The 17,110-nt window shown below is 46.5% G+C and carries 13 protein-coding genes and 1 pseudogene; 6 read left to right on the top strand and 8 right to left on the bottom strand.

Annotated features, from left to right (window positions below; all coding sequences use genetic code 11):
- Window positions 1–130: 130 nt before the first annotated feature.
- Entirely contained in the window at window positions 131–4,114 is a 3,984-nt protein-coding gene (locus tag PSE7367_RS01535; protein WP_015163600.1) for a magnesium chelatase subunit H, read from the bottom strand.
- A gap of 611 nt (window positions 4,115–4,725) precedes the next feature.
- Here PSE7367_RS01535 and PSE7367_RS01530 point away from each other — a divergent pair.
- Complete coding sequence (locus tag PSE7367_RS01530) at window positions 4,726–5,403, top strand: DUF6629 family protein (RefSeq protein ID WP_015163599.1); 678 nt, start codon at window positions 4,726–4,728, stop codon at window positions 5,401–5,403.
- A 402-nt stretch (window positions 5,404–5,805) separates the two neighbouring features.
- Here the strand turns inward: PSE7367_RS01530 and PSE7367_RS01525 are convergent, their stop codons facing one another.
- Window positions 5,806–7,113, bottom strand: coding sequence for a murein hydrolase activator EnvC family protein (locus tag PSE7367_RS01525; RefSeq protein ID WP_225882672.1), 1,308 nt, complete (start codon window positions 7,111–7,113; stop codon window positions 5,806–5,808).
- A 396-nt stretch (window positions 7,114–7,509) separates the two neighbouring features.
- Window positions 7,510–7,905 (bottom strand): hypothetical protein, encoded by a 396-nt coding sequence (locus tag PSE7367_RS01520; protein ID WP_015163596.1) that lies wholly within the window; start codon window positions 7,903–7,905, stop codon window positions 7,510–7,512.
- An 84-nt stretch (window positions 7,906–7,989) separates the two neighbouring features.
- Between PSE7367_RS01520 and PSE7367_RS01515 the strand changes: the two are divergent.
- Window positions 7,990–8,154, top strand: a pseudogene (locus PSE7367_RS01515) (YjbQ family protein); the annotation flags it as partial.
- 22 nt (window positions 8,155–8,176) lie between these two features.
- Here the strand turns inward: PSE7367_RS01515 and clpP are convergent.
- Complete coding sequence (gene clpP / locus PSE7367_RS01510) at window positions 8,177–8,770, bottom strand: ATP-dependent Clp endopeptidase proteolytic subunit ClpP (RefSeq protein WP_015163595.1); 594 nt, start codon at window positions 8,768–8,770, stop codon at window positions 8,177–8,179.
- A gap of 224 nt (window positions 8,771–8,994) precedes the next feature.
- Here clpP and PSE7367_RS01505 point away from each other — a divergent pair, with 224 nt between their 5' ends.
- Both PSE7367_RS01505 and thiL read left to right on the top strand, forming a co-directional pair.
- Window positions 8,995–10,554, top strand: a complete 1,560-nt coding sequence (locus tag PSE7367_RS01505; RefSeq protein ID WP_156800319.1) for a hypothetical protein — start codon at window positions 8,995–8,997, stop codon at window positions 10,552–10,554.
- A 99-nt stretch (window positions 10,555–10,653) separates the two neighbouring features.
- A complete protein-coding gene (gene thiL, locus PSE7367_RS01500) occupies window positions 10,654–11,604 on the top strand; it encodes a thiamine-phosphate kinase (RefSeq protein WP_015163593.1) in 951 nt (316 codons plus the stop codon).
- 164 nt (window positions 11,605–11,768) lie between these two features.
- On the opposite strand, the gene PSE7367_RS01495 is transcribed toward thiL, so the two are convergent.
- The 3 genes from PSE7367_RS01495 to btpA form a co-directional block, all read right to left on the bottom strand.
- On the bottom strand, window positions 11,769–11,993 hold the full coding sequence (locus PSE7367_RS01495; RefSeq protein ID WP_041698279.1) for a hypothetical protein: 225 nt from the start codon (window positions 11,991–11,993) through the stop codon (window positions 11,769–11,771).
- A 2-nt stretch (window positions 11,994–11,995) separates the two neighbouring features.
- On the bottom strand, window positions 11,996–12,886 hold the full coding sequence (locus tag PSE7367_RS01490) for a vitamin K epoxide reductase family protein (protein ID WP_015163592.1): 891 nt from the start codon (window positions 12,884–12,886) through the stop codon (window positions 11,996–11,998).
- 617 nt (window positions 12,887–13,503) lie between these two features.
- On the bottom strand, window positions 13,504–14,412 hold the full coding sequence (btpA, locus tag PSE7367_RS01485) for a photosystem I biogenesis protein BtpA (protein WP_015163591.1): 909 nt from the start codon (window positions 14,410–14,412) through the stop codon (window positions 13,504–13,506).
- 321 nt (window positions 14,413–14,733) lie between these two features.
- Between btpA and PSE7367_RS01480 the strand changes: the two genes are divergently transcribed.
- Both PSE7367_RS01480 and PSE7367_RS01475 read left to right on the top strand, forming a co-directional pair.
- Window positions 14,734–16,104: a glycosyltransferase family protein gene (locus PSE7367_RS01480; RefSeq protein WP_015163590.1), complete on the top strand. Its 1,371-nt coding sequence runs from the start codon at window positions 14,734–14,736 to the stop codon at window positions 16,102–16,104.
- Between the two features lie 365 nt (window positions 16,105–16,469).
- Complete coding sequence (locus PSE7367_RS01475; protein WP_015163589.1) at window positions 16,470–16,661, top strand: hypothetical protein; 192 nt, start codon at window positions 16,470–16,472, stop codon at window positions 16,659–16,661.
- Between the two features lie 157 nt (window positions 16,662–16,818).
- Here PSE7367_RS01475 and PSE7367_RS01470 read toward each other — a convergent pair whose 3' ends face one another.
- On the bottom strand, window positions 16,819–17,013 hold the full coding sequence (locus PSE7367_RS01470; protein WP_015163588.1) for a hypothetical protein: 195 nt from the start codon (window positions 17,011–17,013) through the stop codon (window positions 16,819–16,821).
- Between the last annotated feature and the right edge of the window lie 97 nt (window positions 17,014–17,110).

Below are 17,110 nucleotides of genomic sequence, written 5' to 3'. Positions count from 1 at the left end.
TAAGAATAGATGAATAAAATCCCTCTTACCTGAATTGGCGAGAGGGATTAACTTATTGTATTGGAGGTGAGGAGAAAAACTAATTACTAGCGAATCTTGAGACTATCGATGACTTAACGATCGCCAGAGGCTATTCCACGCCTTCGATCCGATCCTCTAGCTCTTGATACAGATCGCGCAGCATTTGCAGGTTATAGTCGCTGGTTTCCCAATAGCCACGTCCATTTACCTCTAGCAAAGTACCTACCATTTTGCGGAACGAGTGGGGATTGAGGTTTTTGAGGCGATCGCGCATTTCGGCATCTTGCACATAAACATCGTTCACATCCTCATAGACCCAGTTATCCACTGCACCTGCTGTGGCAGACCAACCCATTGTGTTCACCAGGCGCTTGGAAATTTCGCGCACCCCCTCATAACCATGATTGAGCATGCCGTCATACCATTTAGGGTTCAAAATTTTGGTGCGGGCATCCAATCGCACCGTTTCTGATAATGTGCGCACCTGGGCATTGGCGGTGGTGGTATCAGCCATATAGGCATTGGGTTTTTTACCATCCTGGCGCAGGTTCGCAATTACATTCGTGGGATCAGAATCAAAATAGTGACTTACGTCAGTAAGACTAATTTCCGAGGAATCAAGATTCTGGAAGGTAACATCGGCGGTCTTGAGCGCAGTTTCATAAATTTGCCGCTGCTGGGTGTTGCTAAACTGCGATCCAAAGGCAAAGGACTTACGCGACAGGAACATATCCTGCAAGTCTTGTTCCTCTTCCCAGGTGCTGTTTTCCACTGCCAGGTTCACATTTGCCGCATAGGAACCAGAGGAGTTACTGAATACCCTGGTGGCAGCTTGTTGAGTAGTCAGGCCAAGTTCTTCCGCCTGGGCGATCGCATGTTTGCGCACAAAGTTCATTTCCACTGGTTCATCGGCATCCGCTGCCATCCGTACCGCCCGATCGAGCAAGTCCATTTGATTAATAAATAGATCGCGGAATACACCGGAGCAGTTCACCACCACATCGATCCGGGGTCGGCCAAGTTCTTCGAGGGGAATTAATTCCACCCGATTGACTCGTCCTAGTGAGTCTGCCATTGGCTTCACGCCAATCATGCAAAGGATTTGCGCCAGGGATTCACCATAGGTTTTGATATTATCGGTGCCCCACAGCATACAGGCGATCGTTTCCGGCCATTGGCCATTATTATCGGCTTTCTGGCGATCGAGTAGCCGTTCTACTACTACTCTGGCCGCCTGTACCGCTGCACTGGTAGGGATCGACTGGGGATCGAGGGCATGCATATTTTTGCCCGTTGGTAGCACCAGCGGATTCCGGATTGGATCACCACCAGGACTGGGCATAATATATTCGCCTTCCAATGCCCGAATCAAGCCGCCCAGTTCGTTATCGGCCACGATCTGCTTGAGGCAGAATTCTAGAAATTCAAACAGGGGTTTAACTGTTTCTGGAGCGACTTCGCCATAGCCAGAATCTTGCAAAGATTGAATCCAGGGCGCAGTTTTACCCAGATTGATAAAATTCAATACCGATATCTTCGAGACTCGGCCATCAACGTCTGTATTAGCCTGCACCATCGCGGCAACTGCTTTGTTCGTAGCCGTGCGCAAACTGGCCAATAGCTCTACGTCCTCATAGATACCCCGATCGCTATTTTTATAGACCTGCTCTATGTCTTTGCCAATACTCTCGCAGATTAATCTTGGCAGGGATTTGAGGTTGTCTTCGAAGCGATCGAAGCTGGCAATGCTGGCCAAAACATCAGTAATTTCATCGATTTTGGGCGGTTCACCCACCACATGCAAGCCACAGGGCAACACCCGCGATTCGATCTCCATCAGTTTGTTATAGACCTGGCCGACAATGTTATCGCGTTCTTCCAGGCTCATTTCCTTGGCATCCCGATCGGGCAAATTCACATCTTGATCGAGATTTACCAGACGTACCTTGTCCATGATCGTATTGACGATCGAGACACCGCGATTGCCCAGCCGCAATTCCTTGTAAGAACCAATTAACTCATTTAATTCCTTTAAACCGCGATGCAAACCAGCATTCTCTGGCGCTGGCGTAATGTAGCTGATCGTGGTGGCATAGCCTCGCCGCTTGGCGATCGTGGCCTCTGAGGGGTTATTGACCGCGTAGTAATAAATATTTGGCAAAGCGCCAATCAAATTATCGGGATAGCATTCACCCGACAGGCCAATTTGCTTGCCAGGCATAAACTCCAGCGATCCGTGGGTGCCAAAATGCAACACCGCATCCGCTTGCCAGATTTGATTTAAATAGGTGTAGTAGGCGGCAAAACCGTGGTGGGGCGAGCTGGACTTGCTAAACAACAGGCGCATCGGATCACCCTCATAGCCAAAGGTGGGCTGCACACCCACAAACACATTGCCATATTGCTTGCCATAAATCAGCAGGTTTTGGCCATCGGAGTTGAGATGTCCCGGTGCTGGCCCCCACTCTTCTACAATTCTTTCGTAATAGGGCGTATGCTTTTCGTAATCAGCTACCGATAGCTTGGCGGCAATATTTAGCTCTGGGCTACCGACCATCGCATTGGGGTTATGCAGAATTTCCTGCATTAATTCCTGACCATTCTCTGGCAGGTCTTTGACCGCATAGCCATTGTGGCCGAGCGATTGCACCACCTTGTGCACCGAAGCAAACACATCCAAATAGGCGGCAGTACCAATATTGCCCTTATCGGGGGGAAAGCTAAAGATCGTGATCGCAATTTTTTTATCACAGCGCGGTTTGCGGCGCAGGTTTGCCCATTTCATCGCTCGACCGGCGATCATTTCCACCCGATCAGCCAAGGCGATCGCCCTGCCGGTCATTTCATCGCGCCCCGACATCACGATCGGATCGACGGCACCATCCAGCTCCGGCAAGGCCACCTGCAACGCCACCTGCACTGGATGCAAACCCAGATCGCTCTGTTCCCATTCTTCGGTGGTTTGGAACACCAATGGCAATGACACCATATAGGGGCGATTTAGCTTTTTGAGGGCTTCGACCGCCTTGGGATGATCCTGACGAGCTGGGCCACCCACCAGGGCAAAGCCAGTTAGCGACACCACGCTATCAACCAGAATCTGGGTGCGGTTTTCCCTAGCGCCGCGAATCTGCCGTGAGAAATAGGCTTCGACTGGCTTAGAGAAGTCCAGCCCACCAGCAAACACCGGAATCACTTTTGCACCAAGGGACTCAAGCTCCTGCACGATCGCCACATAATGGGCATCATCGCCAGTGACCAGGTGAGTTCTAGCTAAGACCAAGCCCACACAGGGAGCCAATGGATCTTTTAGATCATCAGAAATATCGCGGCGATCGTTGTACCAATTTAAATATTCTTCAACGTCCTCAAACATTTTTGGCGCGATCGGATGCCAGATGCCCATGTCGGGATAGGTAACCGGCTCACCCACAGTTAACTTACCCTGGGTCGCGGGAATATAATGTTGCGCCAGCATCAACAGGAAGTTTTCCAGGTTGCGCTCCGAACCACCCAGCCAATATTGAAAGCTGAGCATAAAGTTACGGGCATCCTGTGCCTTATCCATCGGCATAAACTTCAGGATCTTGGGCAGGGTTTGCACCACCTTCAGCATACTGTCTTGGAAGGAGCTACCTGCTTTTTCCTTGCGCTTGCGCATAAACTGGGCGATCGCTGATTTGGATTGACCCAAATTGGCCATGCTAAAGCTACCCATCTTATTCAGGCGCATTACTTCCGGCATCGATGGAAATACTACACACACATCAAGGCGATCGCGGTGGGGCGTAACCGCAGCTACTACTTTTTGCGCCAGGTCTTCGATAAAAATCAACGAAGCAATGAAAACATTGGCAGCGGCAATATCTTGCTCAAAGGCGGCAAAATTTTCCGGATCACGGAGTTCTTCGATCAAGTAGCCACTCACTTCGATCGCCAGTTCGGGATTATGTTGATTTATGGAGGTAATTGCTGCCGAGAGCGCACTTTGATACTGAGGCTCCAAGACAACATAGACCACCTTCATCAATGCACGACCATCAATATTCTTGGGGCTGATATGTCTGACTGTCGGCTTGACGGGTGTGAACATGCAGTCTCCTTTAAATTTCGATTTTCACTCTAGATGCTGGGGCAATGCGATTAGCTTTTGCTTGCTTGTTGATCTGTCTTAGAACAGAGTAGCAAGCTTAAACTATTGCGATCGCATAGCCAGATTGGATTTTTGGGTGGGCATTTAGCTTGGGAATATGACAATCGCGGTTGTGTTTTGCGATCGCATAAAACCAAGCAACTACAATACTTCTACCAAATATTTATGTCGAAATTTTAATCGGGCGGTGATTTGCAATAATTTGCAAACAATTGCTTTACATTTGTACATAAACAATCATGTGATTGATTTAGCATTTGTAAACAAAAGTAACGACGACTTTGAATATTTACGGTTATCCATCAATTGAGAAGGGATTAGATGCTTTGCTTGATGATTAATTGCTGCAAATATAATGCTATTTTTAGTAGCCGATCGTGCTTAGAAGTTATCAATCAAAGAAGAATCATTATTTTGGGTTAACACTCTCAAAAGTTAGATACAAATTGTGTCGATCGCCTCTCAATCCCTAATCCCTAGTTGGTTCGGCGTTAGGCTGGATACGGGATTGTATATCCTGATGCTAGTTGAGTTCTAATCGATGGGGGGGTATGTGCTTTTCGGTAGAGGCGAGTTTTGCAGCTAGTGGGGTGTTGATTCCGGTGGGAATTTATTGCATTAGGTCAGCAATACAGAGCGATCGCGCATTTGTAACGATCGCGGGTTGGCCATTGCTATTCGGGATTCAACAGGGGTGCGAAGGATTGCTGTGGCTGGGAATTGGCAATCTGGATGCTAATTTAATTCAGCCTGCGGCGTTGGGTTTTCTGTTCTTCTCCCACTGGCTGTGGCTATTTTGGACTCCCTTTTCGGCATTGGCGCTGGAACCTAAGCAAAAATTACGATCGCTACTATTAGCATTTACGATCGCTGGATTCTTATATGGTGGTTTATTATATTTACCGCTGCTTTTTGACCAAAGCTCACTAATGCTAGAGATTGCCAATGGTTCGATCCATTACGCCACTGAGTATATCTTTAACCCCTATGTACCGAAGGATTTTAGCTTCTGGGTCTATGGGGCGATCATCCTGCTGCCGCTGTTTATTTCTTCACGGCCAAATATTAATTGGCTGGGCGGTTTGATTTTTGTGGCGGCGATCGGCACCTATTTGCTCTATAGCTATGCGTTTATTTCGGTGTGGTGCTTTTTTGCGGCGATCGTGTCGATTTATCTGGTGTTTGCGATCAGGCAGGAGGTTGGTTTGGGTGCAGAAGCAACCTTATAATCAATTATCTGTAACGCCTGTACGCTGTAATTTTTTTAATCTGTCACATCTGTATTGTAAGTGTTACAATACAGGTGTAGAAATAAAAAATAGACCAAGTGTCTTCACCACTCAGTCTATTGTAGATACTGAACCTATTTATTCAGTGCACTTGCCAGTAATGACAAGATTTGTGAAAGGAGCTCAACTTTGTGAGAATCAAGTGATGAAACTAACAACGTTATAGTTCCTAGCAATACTGCTAGAAAAATCAGTTTCATTTTGTTTTCTTAATAGACAACTAAATATAAGTCGCACATCAAAAGACGACCTCAGTCACTATTAAGCTAGTGACTGCTTTTGCATATATATGGCTCTTTCTATACTAGCACTAAAGCAATATTAGTGATTTTTTCTTTTGGTCTATAAAAACGCTGCTGGATCAGTAGGTTCCCCGTTTGCCCGCACCTCGAAGTGCAAATGCGGCCCGGTTGAATAGCCCGTCGATCCCACTGCAGCGATCGGTTGCCCTTTCTGGACAGCCTGCCCTTCCTTTACATAAATCTCCTCAGTGTGTGCATACAAAGTGGTGATGCCATTGCCATGACTGACCACCACCGCATTGCCATAGCCACCATACCAACCCGCAAAAATTACCGTGCCACTGTCGGCGGCATAGATCAGCGTGCCATAATCAGCGGCGAAGTCGATCCCAGCGTGGAATTTTTCATAACCCAAAATTGGATGCACTCGATAACCATAGGTGCTGCTAATTGGGCCGATCGTGGGGTACATCATCTGTCCCGTGCCAGGGATTAAAATCATGTTCTGGGGCGATTGGGTCTTAGACAGAATCAACAGCGCGATCTTGCGTGAATCCTGGGCTAAACGATCTTCGGCCAATTCCAGGGCTACCCGATCGCTATTCAATCGCCGCACAATGTTTAGCTGTGCTTCGGCCTCGGCCTGAAAATTGGCTTTTTGATAGGCCAGCTTTTGATTCAATAAAATAATCTCATTCTTGGCCTTTGCCACCTGTTGCCGCTTGGTTTCCAGCTTGTCGGACTTTTGTTTGATTTGCCCTAAAAGTTGACGATCGCCCTCATAAATGCGACCAATTTGATGACGGCGCGAGGCAAACTGATTTAGATCGCGGCTGCTGAGTAATAACGCCCACCAGTGGTCTAGCTTTTGGCGTTGCAAATGTTGGAGGCGAGCGATCGTGGTGATCCGTTTGCTGCTCAGTTCAATTTCCAAATAGCTCAGATCGGCTTCCAAATCTTGTAACTGTGCTTCTGCCTGCTTAAGCTTACCGAGATTATTATTAATTTGCTGATCGGTGGCAAACACATTTCTTTGCAGGGCTTCGAGCCGCTCCTGGGCAGGACGTGAGATCGCATTAATTTGATATTGTTGCAGATCGATCAGTTGCTTTTGCTGTTCAACCAGCTTTTGATAGTTCTGTAAATCTTCTACCGACTGAGCATAGGCCATACCTGGGGCAAAGCCGATCGCCAAGCCGCTTACCAGCAAGCTACAGATCACAAGAGAAGTAAAAGTAAATTGAAATACGCAGATCCCAGCCGCCGCGATCGTAACTTTTAGCAACCGGAAGCGATCGAAAATTTTCAACAAACTTAAACCCCCACCCATGCTCCCCCGTTCTAGATCCTGACTATCTAGATGCCTGTGATTAGTTAATTGTGGCCAGCTTGGGAACCCAAATTTCATAGCGATCGCATTTAGCAAAATTCCTCACCACTCAAATATCTATCAAATATCCATAAGCGCAGTAGCTGAGTGCTTCTATCTGCATCAATGACAGAAACCATCTGATTGATGGCATTAAAGTCAGGTTGCGGCAATTACTCAATAATTCCATCTCGATCGCAACCAGCCCAAATTCTAACCGCTTTTAGCTAGTTTGCAACCCAAATTGAGTAAATATATTATTGATAGCAAAGCGATCGCTGATTAGTTAACGTCTAAATTGCTGGCAGCATAACTTATTTGGCAAAAATTAATATTTGCGATCGATGTTGAGAGGAGATGAACATGGCGATCGTCAGCTATTGAAATTTATTCTTTGCATTGCTCTAATTACTTAGAACTTAAAGGCCAAGCCAACTAATTTGCTTCAAACAAAACAGATGCCGCTTCCACCCAACCATGAGTATTGGAATCAATAAAATGGACATAGTACCAGCGTTTGCCCTCGCTATCGATGTGTGAACGTAACACCTGCACCGGATATTTGCTTACTTCAGGCTCGGTAAAATTAGTGCCATTTTGTAAGGGAGCTTGCGGATCATCTAGGTCTAATCGATCGCCCTCTTTGTTTTCCTTATCACTGGGTACGATCACCACCGCACGGGGCGGGAAATTATCGATCGCGGCGGCAAAGCTCGGCTTGACCGCAGCAAAGCTAAAGGTAGTAGAGGCCAGCACGATCGCCAGTAATCTATTAGCTATTTGGCGAGACTTTTTAAACCGATCGCTGAGTTGGTGCAGCATCAATGGCATAATTCATAGACCTTCGAGTTTAAATATCTTGATTATGCCCAGCCAAGACCATGAAAATAATTAACAAAATAATCGACCATTCCACCGATCAATGCCCATTCGCACTTAATGGCAATCACCATGAACAATAGTGAGATCGTGCCGATCGTTGATGGCAAGCTGGGTTTGGGCACCTACCAAAATGTAATGCTGCTGGAGCTAGATGAACCCCGGCAGCGTACGGTATTGCTACAAATTTGCGGTGAGTAGTTTAACTCTTGAAGGCGAGTAATTAGTCTGCATCAGCACGAGGGCGCTTGACCACCACTTCATCCAGCAAACCATAGTCTTTGGCTTCTTGGGCAGACATAAAGAAGTCGCGTTCGGTGTCTTCGGCAATGCGATCGAAGGGCTGGCCAGTGTGGGAGGCCAATAGCTCATTTAAGCGCTGCTTGTGATAGAGAATCTCTTTGGCCTGAATTTCAATATCGGCGGCTTGACCCTGCGCACCACCAAGGGGTTGGTGAATCATGATCCGGGTATGGGGCAAAGACAGACGTTTGCCAGCGGCTCCACCAGCCAACAAAAATGCGCCCATGCTCGCGGCTAAACCAACACAGATGGTCGATACATCAGGCTGGATATGTTGCATTGTGTCGTAGATCGCCATGCCTGCGGTCACAGAGCCACCAGGAGAGTTTACATAGAGATAAATATCTTTCTCTGGGTCTTCGGCTTCCAGGAAAAGCATTTGCGCCACAATTAAATTTGATACGGTATCGTCTACCTGTTGGCCAAGGAACACGATGCGCTCCCGCAACAGACGCGAAAAAATATCAAAGGCACGTTCGCCGCGACCAGATTGTTCAATAACGGTAGGGATCATAGTTCCTTATTTCTAACTAATTTAATTAGTAAAGCTGCTGACTAGGTAATTGTTTGGGTAATTATTATTTTAGTCGTTGTTGATCGCTGGTCGGGTACGTCACATGGCAGAATTGAATAATAGCTTTATGGCTATAATAAATAGCTGTCAAAAATATGCCCCGCTACCAGAGTAGGCTGTTTAATTGGATCGATCGCTCTTTGCCTGTGAAATTAGGACGCAGAGTGAGGCGATTTTATAATGGTTTTTGGATCGAAGTACGGCAATTACCGAACTATTTGATTCGGGATATCACTACCATTGCCCGGATCGCTACGCTACGAATTGTCAGCGCTACGTTTTATCCAATTGCCAAACTGGGCGCGATCGCTAAAACCAAGCTCCTCCCCGCCAGTAATTCAAGTGGGTCTAAGGGGAGTGACCTATCGATTGATCAGGCTACGCATAACCTGGACTCAGCAACCGAACTGGATCGTACCAATAGTTCCCGCAATGGTCAAAATGCGCACCAAAATGGTCAGATCGCACCTAATGACTATTTCCAGCAAATTTGGCAACATGGCCAGACTCAATTACCCTCTCAGTTAAACTCAGATGCAAATAGTAGCAATCTTGTAACCACTAACGGCAATGGATCGGGCAAGATTACGCATCATCCTAGTCAGGTAAATCAAGATAAACAATCGCCTGGTCTAAACAATGGCCAATCAGCATTTTTAATCACCGCTGCAAATTTCTCTCAATTAAACCCCTGGCAAAAACTGGTCTTGCGATTAGGTTATTGGGTAGAGCGTACCTATATTCTGGCGGAAGTGGAACTGGGGATTACGGTTCTCTCGGAATTATCCGCCACCGAACTAGTAACCCTGAATCAACCCAACCCGATCGAGCAGGATGATTACCGCGATCGCCATCGTTTGAATTTAATCAACTGGCGCGATCGTTTCTTAGATCTCATTCCTCAACTACAACCAGACCAGCAAGGTTTAGCCAATCGGTCGGATCAGCTAGACAATAGTAATCACAATTCAGAGCATTATTCAGTTGATTATGTTCGCAACCTGATCAAGGCCGCGATCGCCTATTTCTTTAGCCGCAAATCGATCGCCAGGCAAATTGATGCAAGTAAATCAAGTAAAAAAGATCAGCAATCGCCCTCTGCTTTACCAGCCAATAATTCATCACAAGCAAATAACAGTGACGCGCAAGAGCAACCCTGGCTGACGATGGCCGAACTATTTGGCGATGACAACAGCCATTGGCCACCACTGCGACACCAGCGCACCACTGAGCTTGATTCGGTTCCTAATTCAAGCACTTCTTCGCATCGCAAAGCCAACATTACCAGCAAGCCAAAGCACATTAATCGGAGCAACTCCACCTCTTCTGCCCTGGCTGATCCCTGGTCTTATCAAAAAGAGCCCAGTAACGCAGTAGCCAAGGTGACTCAGTCTGAGCATCATGATCAACCGGATCAATCTGAGCAATCTGAGCAATCTGAGCAGTCAACTGGGCTAGAACCGATCGGCCAGCATCTTAGTACCAGAGAGCAAAATCAAATTGATGATTTTCGTGATCCAGCAGAACAGCATGAACTAGATGAATTTAGTCGCCCTGCCCAAGCCTGGATTGAGGCCAAAGCTACATTCATGGGTTATGTTTATAGTCCGGCTATGCAAGTAATTCACTGGCTCGATCGCTTGGTGGCAAAGGTTGAGGGGTGGTTTACTAATTTAGCTAGTAAAGTCTGGCAATCGCTCAAAGCTCTGGTAGGTAAGTCTTAGCGATCGTTGCAAACAGTGCGATCGGCTGGCTTGAGAATAATAAAAATTCCTAGCAGTAATAAAGGCCGTTACAAATGCAGCAAAGCATTAATTGAGTAAATGCAAACAGTTAAGGATGTGGGTGAGCGCGGTTTAATTAAGTTGCTGCGGCGCTATTGTAGCGATCGGGTGGGGGATGATGCAGCGCTGATGGGTGCAATGCCGCCCGGTTATGAATTGGTTGTCACCACCGATGTATTAGTAAATGGAATTCATTTTAGCGAAACTACCACCAGTGCCGAGGATGTGGGCTGGCGTGCCGCAGCGGTGAACCTTTCCGATCTGGCGGCAATGGGGGCAACCCCCTGGGGCGTAACGATCGCCCTTGGCCTGACCGCAGCTACCAGCATCGATTGGGTGGAGAGGGTTTATGGTGGATTTACTGATTGCTTGCAAAAATACCAGACTGAGTTAGTGGGTGGGGACACGGTGCGATCGCCAGTTATTACCCTCTCAGTTACCGCCTTTGGCCAGGTGCAAAGTAATCGAGCAATCCTGCGCAGTAATGCTCAGGTTGGTGATGCAATTTTAATCACTGGAGCGCATGGCCTTTCCAGGGCTGGCTTAGAAATACTTTTACATCCAGAAAAAGCCAATTCTCTCTCTGCTGAACAGATTGCCAAGCTCCACCGGGCTCATCAACGTCCCCAACCCAGATTAGACGTACCAGAATTGATCTGGCAGCATAGCGATCGCGCGGCGGGGATGGATAGCAGCGATGGCTTGGCCGATGCGATCGTACAGATTTGTGAGGCCAGTGGTGTAAGTGCTCGGCTCGATTGGCAAGCAATCCCAATCCCAACAGAAATTGAATTAGTGGCAGGTTCAAAAGCCAAAGCGATCGATTGGCTGCTCTATGGCGGTGAGGATTTTGAGTTGGTTCTGTGCATGCCCAGATCAGCGGCGATCGCCTTAACTCAAAAGCTAGAAGAGGCAGCAATCATTGGTGAGATTGTGGCCGGGGATATCAATCAAGATTTAGACTTGAGTCAGAGTTTCCAACATTTTTGAGAATATCCAGATTCATTTTCAGGTATTTGAATATTGGGCAATGATAAAAGAAGAATTTTCAATATCTGTCTACAACGATCTCACGCATGATTATTTAGTAGCAGAGATAAGTATTGGCGATCATTACGTGGCTTTAATTACTCAAGAAGAGGGGCCAGGCCAACTCAAAATAGAGATCCCAGTTCTTTCCAATTACCGCCGATGTGGTGCACAATACCAAACAGCAAAAGCTCCAAGCCCCAACCCAGCAAGAAGTTTGGCCATTCGATCGGCATAGCGATCGCGCTATAGACCATTGTGACAATGATGATTAAAATCGCGGCGGTAAAGCTTGCATCTATGGTTGGCTGGATCGTGTAATCAACGATCGCCCTAAACAGAAAGCTCAACTTTATTGGCGTGGCCCATCATAACCAGTCAAATCGGCAAGTTTATCCAGTGATTGTACGCTGGCATAAAACTGACCATCGATCTCCCAGGTGGGGAAACCAGTGATTTTCTTTGCTTTGCACAGCTTGGGCTGGGAGTTTTCGCCCCTGGGATCGCACTCTACATAGGGAAGCGCCTTCGCCGCCGTACCAAACATGGCTTTTTGATCTTTGCAGTGAGGACACCAGAATGCCCCATACATTTTTGCGCCAGAATCATCTAAATAATGGGCAAGTCGTCCGGCATAGGAATTCGATTCTGCTGCTAGCTGGCTCTGGTTAGAAAAAATGCCCAATGTACCAACACCCACGATCGCCACCACAATCAAACCAGAAAAGAGCAATTGGCCAGCCTCTTCCCACTCATTACCCAGTAAATTAACCAACCAGATCGTGAGCACAGTGGCGGCAGAAGCTAGGCAATAGGGGCAAATTATGGCGCTGCCATTGGCATCCACAATCACAAACGCCAGTAAATACATTAAATAGCCACTAAACACCAACATCGCCGTAGTGGCCATGAATAGCCAAAATGCGGTAGTTTGCCTCAGGCTCTTTTGTTGCTGGCTATCTTCCTGGTTGACTAGCATTGGGGCGGCTGCCAAACCTGCCACGGTCAAATAACCCAGCAATCCAAACCCAGTTAATGGCAAACCAGCGATCTGCGCGTAGGAGCTATTGAGTACCAGATCGCAGCCGCTACCTGCCCGATTAGATGAAGCTAAACAGACCGGATTAGCTCCGAGAAAATGGGTAGCAGTTAAATAGCCAGTTAGCAAAGCGCCGCACAATGCCAGACCAACCACGATCGGTCTAGTCCACTTTTGGAGCCAGGATTCTGAACTTTTAGGCATGATATTTAAAGGGGATCTAATTCTTGAATTATTCTTAGTAGCCTGATGGGCAATTAATTTTAAGCGATTGATTTCAGGTTATTTAAACCAATCAAAATATTAGCACCTGGTTAGTCAGCACCAGGATATGAGGTTTTCAGAATTTTAGCTATACATCACGTTTCTTAGTAGCTACTAATTAACCACTTAATCTGGGCTTAGCGCTCAGACAGACTGAGACCCTTAATAACTAGCAAGCATAACTAGCTAGCATAACCAGTAAGCAAAAACGCAAAAACAAACCAACCCAATCGAGCTGTCTATGGATATTTTACCCAGAAGCCGATCAACCTTAAGGAGGTTAAATATTTTCGATCGCCGATCTTTTTATACGGAGCATCCAACTATTTAGCTATTTAGCACTACCGTGATCCAGGTTTGCTAGCAGTAAATTACTGGCCTTAGATTAGAATTATTGGCCTTAGATTAGAATTATTGGCCTTAGATTAGAATTATTGGCCTTAGATTAGAATTATTGGCCTTAGATTAGAATTACTGGCCTTAGATTAGAATTACTGGCCTTAGCTTATTAGACTTAAAGACTTCATAAGATTTAAAAACATCATAACCAGCCGGAACTAACCGATCGACACCGAAGACGCATCCTTGCTCTGATTACTTTTATTATGGGAGTTTTGCAATTCCGTTTGTTTCAAACCATGCCTGACCGCATCCACAAACCGATGTACCCGATTTGGATCGATCGGATGGTGAATTTTGCCGTGGCGCTTGAGCGAACTAGACACAATCACCCCATCAGCATATTTAATCAGCTCTGGAATATTATCCCAGGTTGCCCCCGAACCAATCAGCATCGGTACAGTGCTACTAATATTACTAAAGCCATGCCCAGATCCGCCCATGCAGGTTTGTCTGGCTGATTCTAGTTCCTGATGATGGGGAGCATTGCCAGTAAATTGCCCCGATAAAATTACGGCATCAGCCAAGCCACGATTGACCGTATCCTGGATCGCCAGGGTTAGATCGGGGGCTGACATGGGATAGGCATGTTTGACCAGCACATCCGCAAAAATTTTAATATCACATCCCAGCTCGCGGCGATAGCGCAGTAAATGATAGGCATCACCTTCAATAATGCCCTGGTCAGTGGCCATTACCCCCGTCAATACATTTACCCGAATGAATTTTGCACCCACACAGGCAGCGATCGCCAGAGCACTATGGGCATCGTTGCGCAACACATTCAAACCGATCGGGATCGCCACCATTTGCTTAATTCGCTGCGCCACCAGAGACATAGCGCTAACCACAGCCGGATCAACGCGGGTGTTTGTGAATGGGGCATCAAAGAAATTTTCCAGGATAATGCCATCAACTCCACCCGAAGCCAAAGCTACCGCCTCTTGCTCAGCGCGATCGATCACATCTTTGAGGCTCCCACCCCAACGTGGCGAGGTTGGCAACGGCAGTAAATGCACTACCCCGATTACTGGTTTTGGATTGTCAAAAATCTGGTCTAGATCCACATGCTTAGTTCTTATACTTCAAGAACAGAACTCTAATTCGTCTTATAAATAGCTAATTTAATTACACTATGTGAGCGATTCCCAGCCCCTGGCCAGAAAGGCTCAAATTATGTATAAAACTATATCCAAACAATAAGAATGTTAAGGAAACCTTGATTACTTGCTTCTAATTTAACCTGATTAGGGGGCGAAAGCTTGGTTACATTTCGTAAGGTTCCTGTTTTTTTGTGACAACGTAATTCTGCCAAGATTGCTTGGATTAAACATTTTAAGTCAATATGAGCCAACTATTTCACTTAAAGTAAATCTAAAATTGAATTCATGGATCTAGTTATTCTGACCAATGGCCCTGGTGAGCTAACCACCTGGGTATATCCGGTTTTGGCGCGATTAAGTCAACGTTGGCGATCTTACAAATCAACCCAATCAACCCAATCAACGTCTATGCTGCGGCAAGCAGAGGTAAGCGATGATCTGCCCTCCCTAAGGATATCGGTGGTGCTGTCGCCCTGTAGTCATGCCAGTGGCCAGGAAGCAGCGATCGCCCAAACCTATCCTGGCGTGGATCGGGTGCTGTCTGCCGATCGATTTATGGCATTTTTGCTGAGGGGTAAAACGCCTGATCCAAACTGGGATTGGCATCAGCGCGGGGTAGTGGTGTTTTTGGGCGGCGATCAGATCTTTCCGGTGATCATTGCGAAGCGGTTAGGCTATGCGGCGATCGTCTATGCGGAATGGGAAGCCCGCTGGCTTGGTTGGGTGGATCATTTTGCGGTGCGAAATCAGCAGGTGGCGGCAGCGATCCCGGCTCGGCATCAGCAGAAAATCTCGATCGTCGGAGATCTAATGGTCGATCGCCAAGTAGTAGCAGCGCCAACTGTTCAAGGTAATCAAAACAATCTTGATCTGTCTTCTCGCAGCTTGAATCCAGAGCCCGGAGTAACCCAGCCCGATCAAGCAAACCTAATTGTGTTCATGCCTGGGTCAAAATCCATGAAATTGCAACAGGGAGTACCGCTGTGCTTGGGGATTGCCGATCGCCTTGCCCAGCAATATCCAGCCTTGAAATTTGCGATCGCCCTGGCTCCCACTCTCTCCGCGCAACAACTCAGTACCTATGCCCAACCCAGTCAAGTTGTGGATTTAGTAGCTGGCAGCACCGCCCAATTAAGTCACCAGGCTCAAAAATCCGATCTGATTACCCTGGCTGGGACAAAAGTAGAAATTTATACCCAATTCCCAGCCCATGATCTGCTCCAGCGGGCAACCCTTTGCCTTACCACGGTGGGTGCAAACACGGCTCAACTAGCTGCCCTGGCGGTACCAATGGTGGTTTTATTACCCACAAATCAACTAGATGCAATGCGAGCCTGGGATGGCCTTTGGGGTTTGCTGGCCAATTTACCCTTACTTGGCGGTAGTTTGGCTAAACTAATCAATCGGATCGTGTTACTCAAGCTTGACCATAAACATTTAGCCTGGCCAAATATCTGGGCTGGGGCAGAGGTGGTGCCAGAGCGAGTTGGCTATCTTACGCCTGAATTGGTGGTGGAGCAAACCATTACCCCTTTGCTAGAAAATCCAGCCCGTCTCGTAGATATGCGGGCAAAGTTACGATCGCTGTGTGGTGAACCTGGTGCTGCCGATCGGATTGTTGATTTAATTGGCAAGTATCTGAATTTAACAATCTAAATTTAACAATCTCAAGAACTAAGTTCAATCGATCTTCGTAACCCTTGCTTCGTCTTTATTAGTGCATTTTCAAAAGACTTCTTCGGCAAGGCATTAATACCTTTAGAGCAAAGCGTTCAGATCATTACTTGCACAACATCTCGCTTGGAATAGCACTAGGCAATCGCCTAATAACTCCTTTTACTTAGTTAGCGATCGTTTCCGAACAAACTGCCCCCAACCTTCAATATCTACCTCTATGGTAATAAAGCCAGGCAAAAGGACGGATATTTACGGCTTTCTTACTTTTTATGGCTATTGTAAATAATAACTAAATCTATTGATTCAAATCCGTTTGGATTAGCCATGGAGACTAGAGTAGGATTATGGATTATTCTGAGTTATTTTTGCTGCGGCGATTACGATCGCATAATTTTTCAGCATTGGCGATCGATACGATTGAATCTGTATTCAGGAAGCGTGGTGAAGGTAAAATGCTTACCAGGGCTGAGCTAGAATTACTCGACACTGTGGTTATTTCGCTGGAAAGAATTGAGTGCGATCGGGTTACGGCCTGAGTTTAAGATTGCCTAACATGGTGATTTTGCCTCGGCACTCCTGAATCAACAAATTCCACAACTCAAGCAGTTTTCAACTAGATCTATAGCTATCTCTCTAGCAATCAAATAGGATTAGCCCCTGGGTGGATTCAAGCGATGCGTATTTAGTGCAACTTCACGCAGGCACTTGATCAATGATTTGAGAATCAAGATAGTCTTCGATCGTCTCAAACAGTTTCGCTTCAGAAGGCTCTAGAACTGCCCCGCTTAATTTTTTATGCCAAACCCGTTCTATTTCCTCCACGATTAGCTTAGGAAAATCGAGGGTTCCCAGCAATCGATCTAATACTATATTTTGCTTAGTATTCACCGTAAATAATCTTGAAGTTTACTTAACTATATTGTTTATAGATTGTTTATAGTCAATTCTAATTTCGGCAAAGCCGTTAAGGCATAATGCCATGCAT

The organism is Pseudanabaena sp. PCC 7367, from assembly GCF_000317065.1.
Lineage (GTDB): Bacteria > Cyanobacteriota > Cyanobacteriia > Pseudanabaenales > Pseudanabaenaceae > Thalassoporum > Thalassoporum mexicanum.
This window is presented reverse-complemented; position numbering and strand designations above follow the sequence as displayed.

What these genes read in the sequence shown, in the direction of transcription:
- PSE7367_RS01475 (WP_015163589.1), top strand. Translation starts at nt 16,470, where the DNA reads ATGGATTATTCTGAGTTATTTTTGCTGCGGCGATTACGATCGCATAAT.
- PSE7367_RS01535 (WP_015163600.1), bottom strand. Translation starts at nt 4,114, where the DNA reads ATGTTCACACCCGTCAAGCCGACAGTCAGACATATCAGCCCCAAGAAT.
- PSE7367_RS01490 (WP_015163592.1), bottom strand. Translation starts at nt 12,886, where the DNA reads ATGCCTAAAAGTTCAGAATCCTGGCTCCAAAAGTGGACTAGACCGATC.
- PSE7367_RS01525 (WP_225882672.1), bottom strand. Translation starts at nt 7,113, where the DNA reads ATGAAATTTGGGTTCCCAAGCTGGCCACAATTAACTAATCACAGGCAT.
- clpP (WP_015163595.1), bottom strand. Translation starts at nt 8,770, where the DNA reads ATGATCCCTACCGTTATTGAACAATCTGGTCGCGGCGAACGTGCCTTT.
- PSE7367_RS01520 (WP_015163596.1), bottom strand. Translation starts at nt 7,905, where the DNA reads ATGCCATTGATGCTGCACCAACTCAGCGATCGGTTTAAAAAGTCTCGC.
- PSE7367_RS01530 (WP_015163599.1), top strand. Translation starts at nt 4,726, where the DNA reads ATGTGCTTTTCGGTAGAGGCGAGTTTTGCAGCTAGTGGGGTGTTGATT.
- thiL (WP_015163593.1), top strand. Translation starts at nt 10,654, where the DNA reads ATGCAAACAGTTAAGGATGTGGGTGAGCGCGGTTTAATTAAGTTGCTG.
- PSE7367_RS01480 (WP_015163590.1), top strand. Translation starts at nt 14,734, where the DNA reads ATGGATCTAGTTATTCTGACCAATGGCCCTGGTGAGCTAACCACCTGG.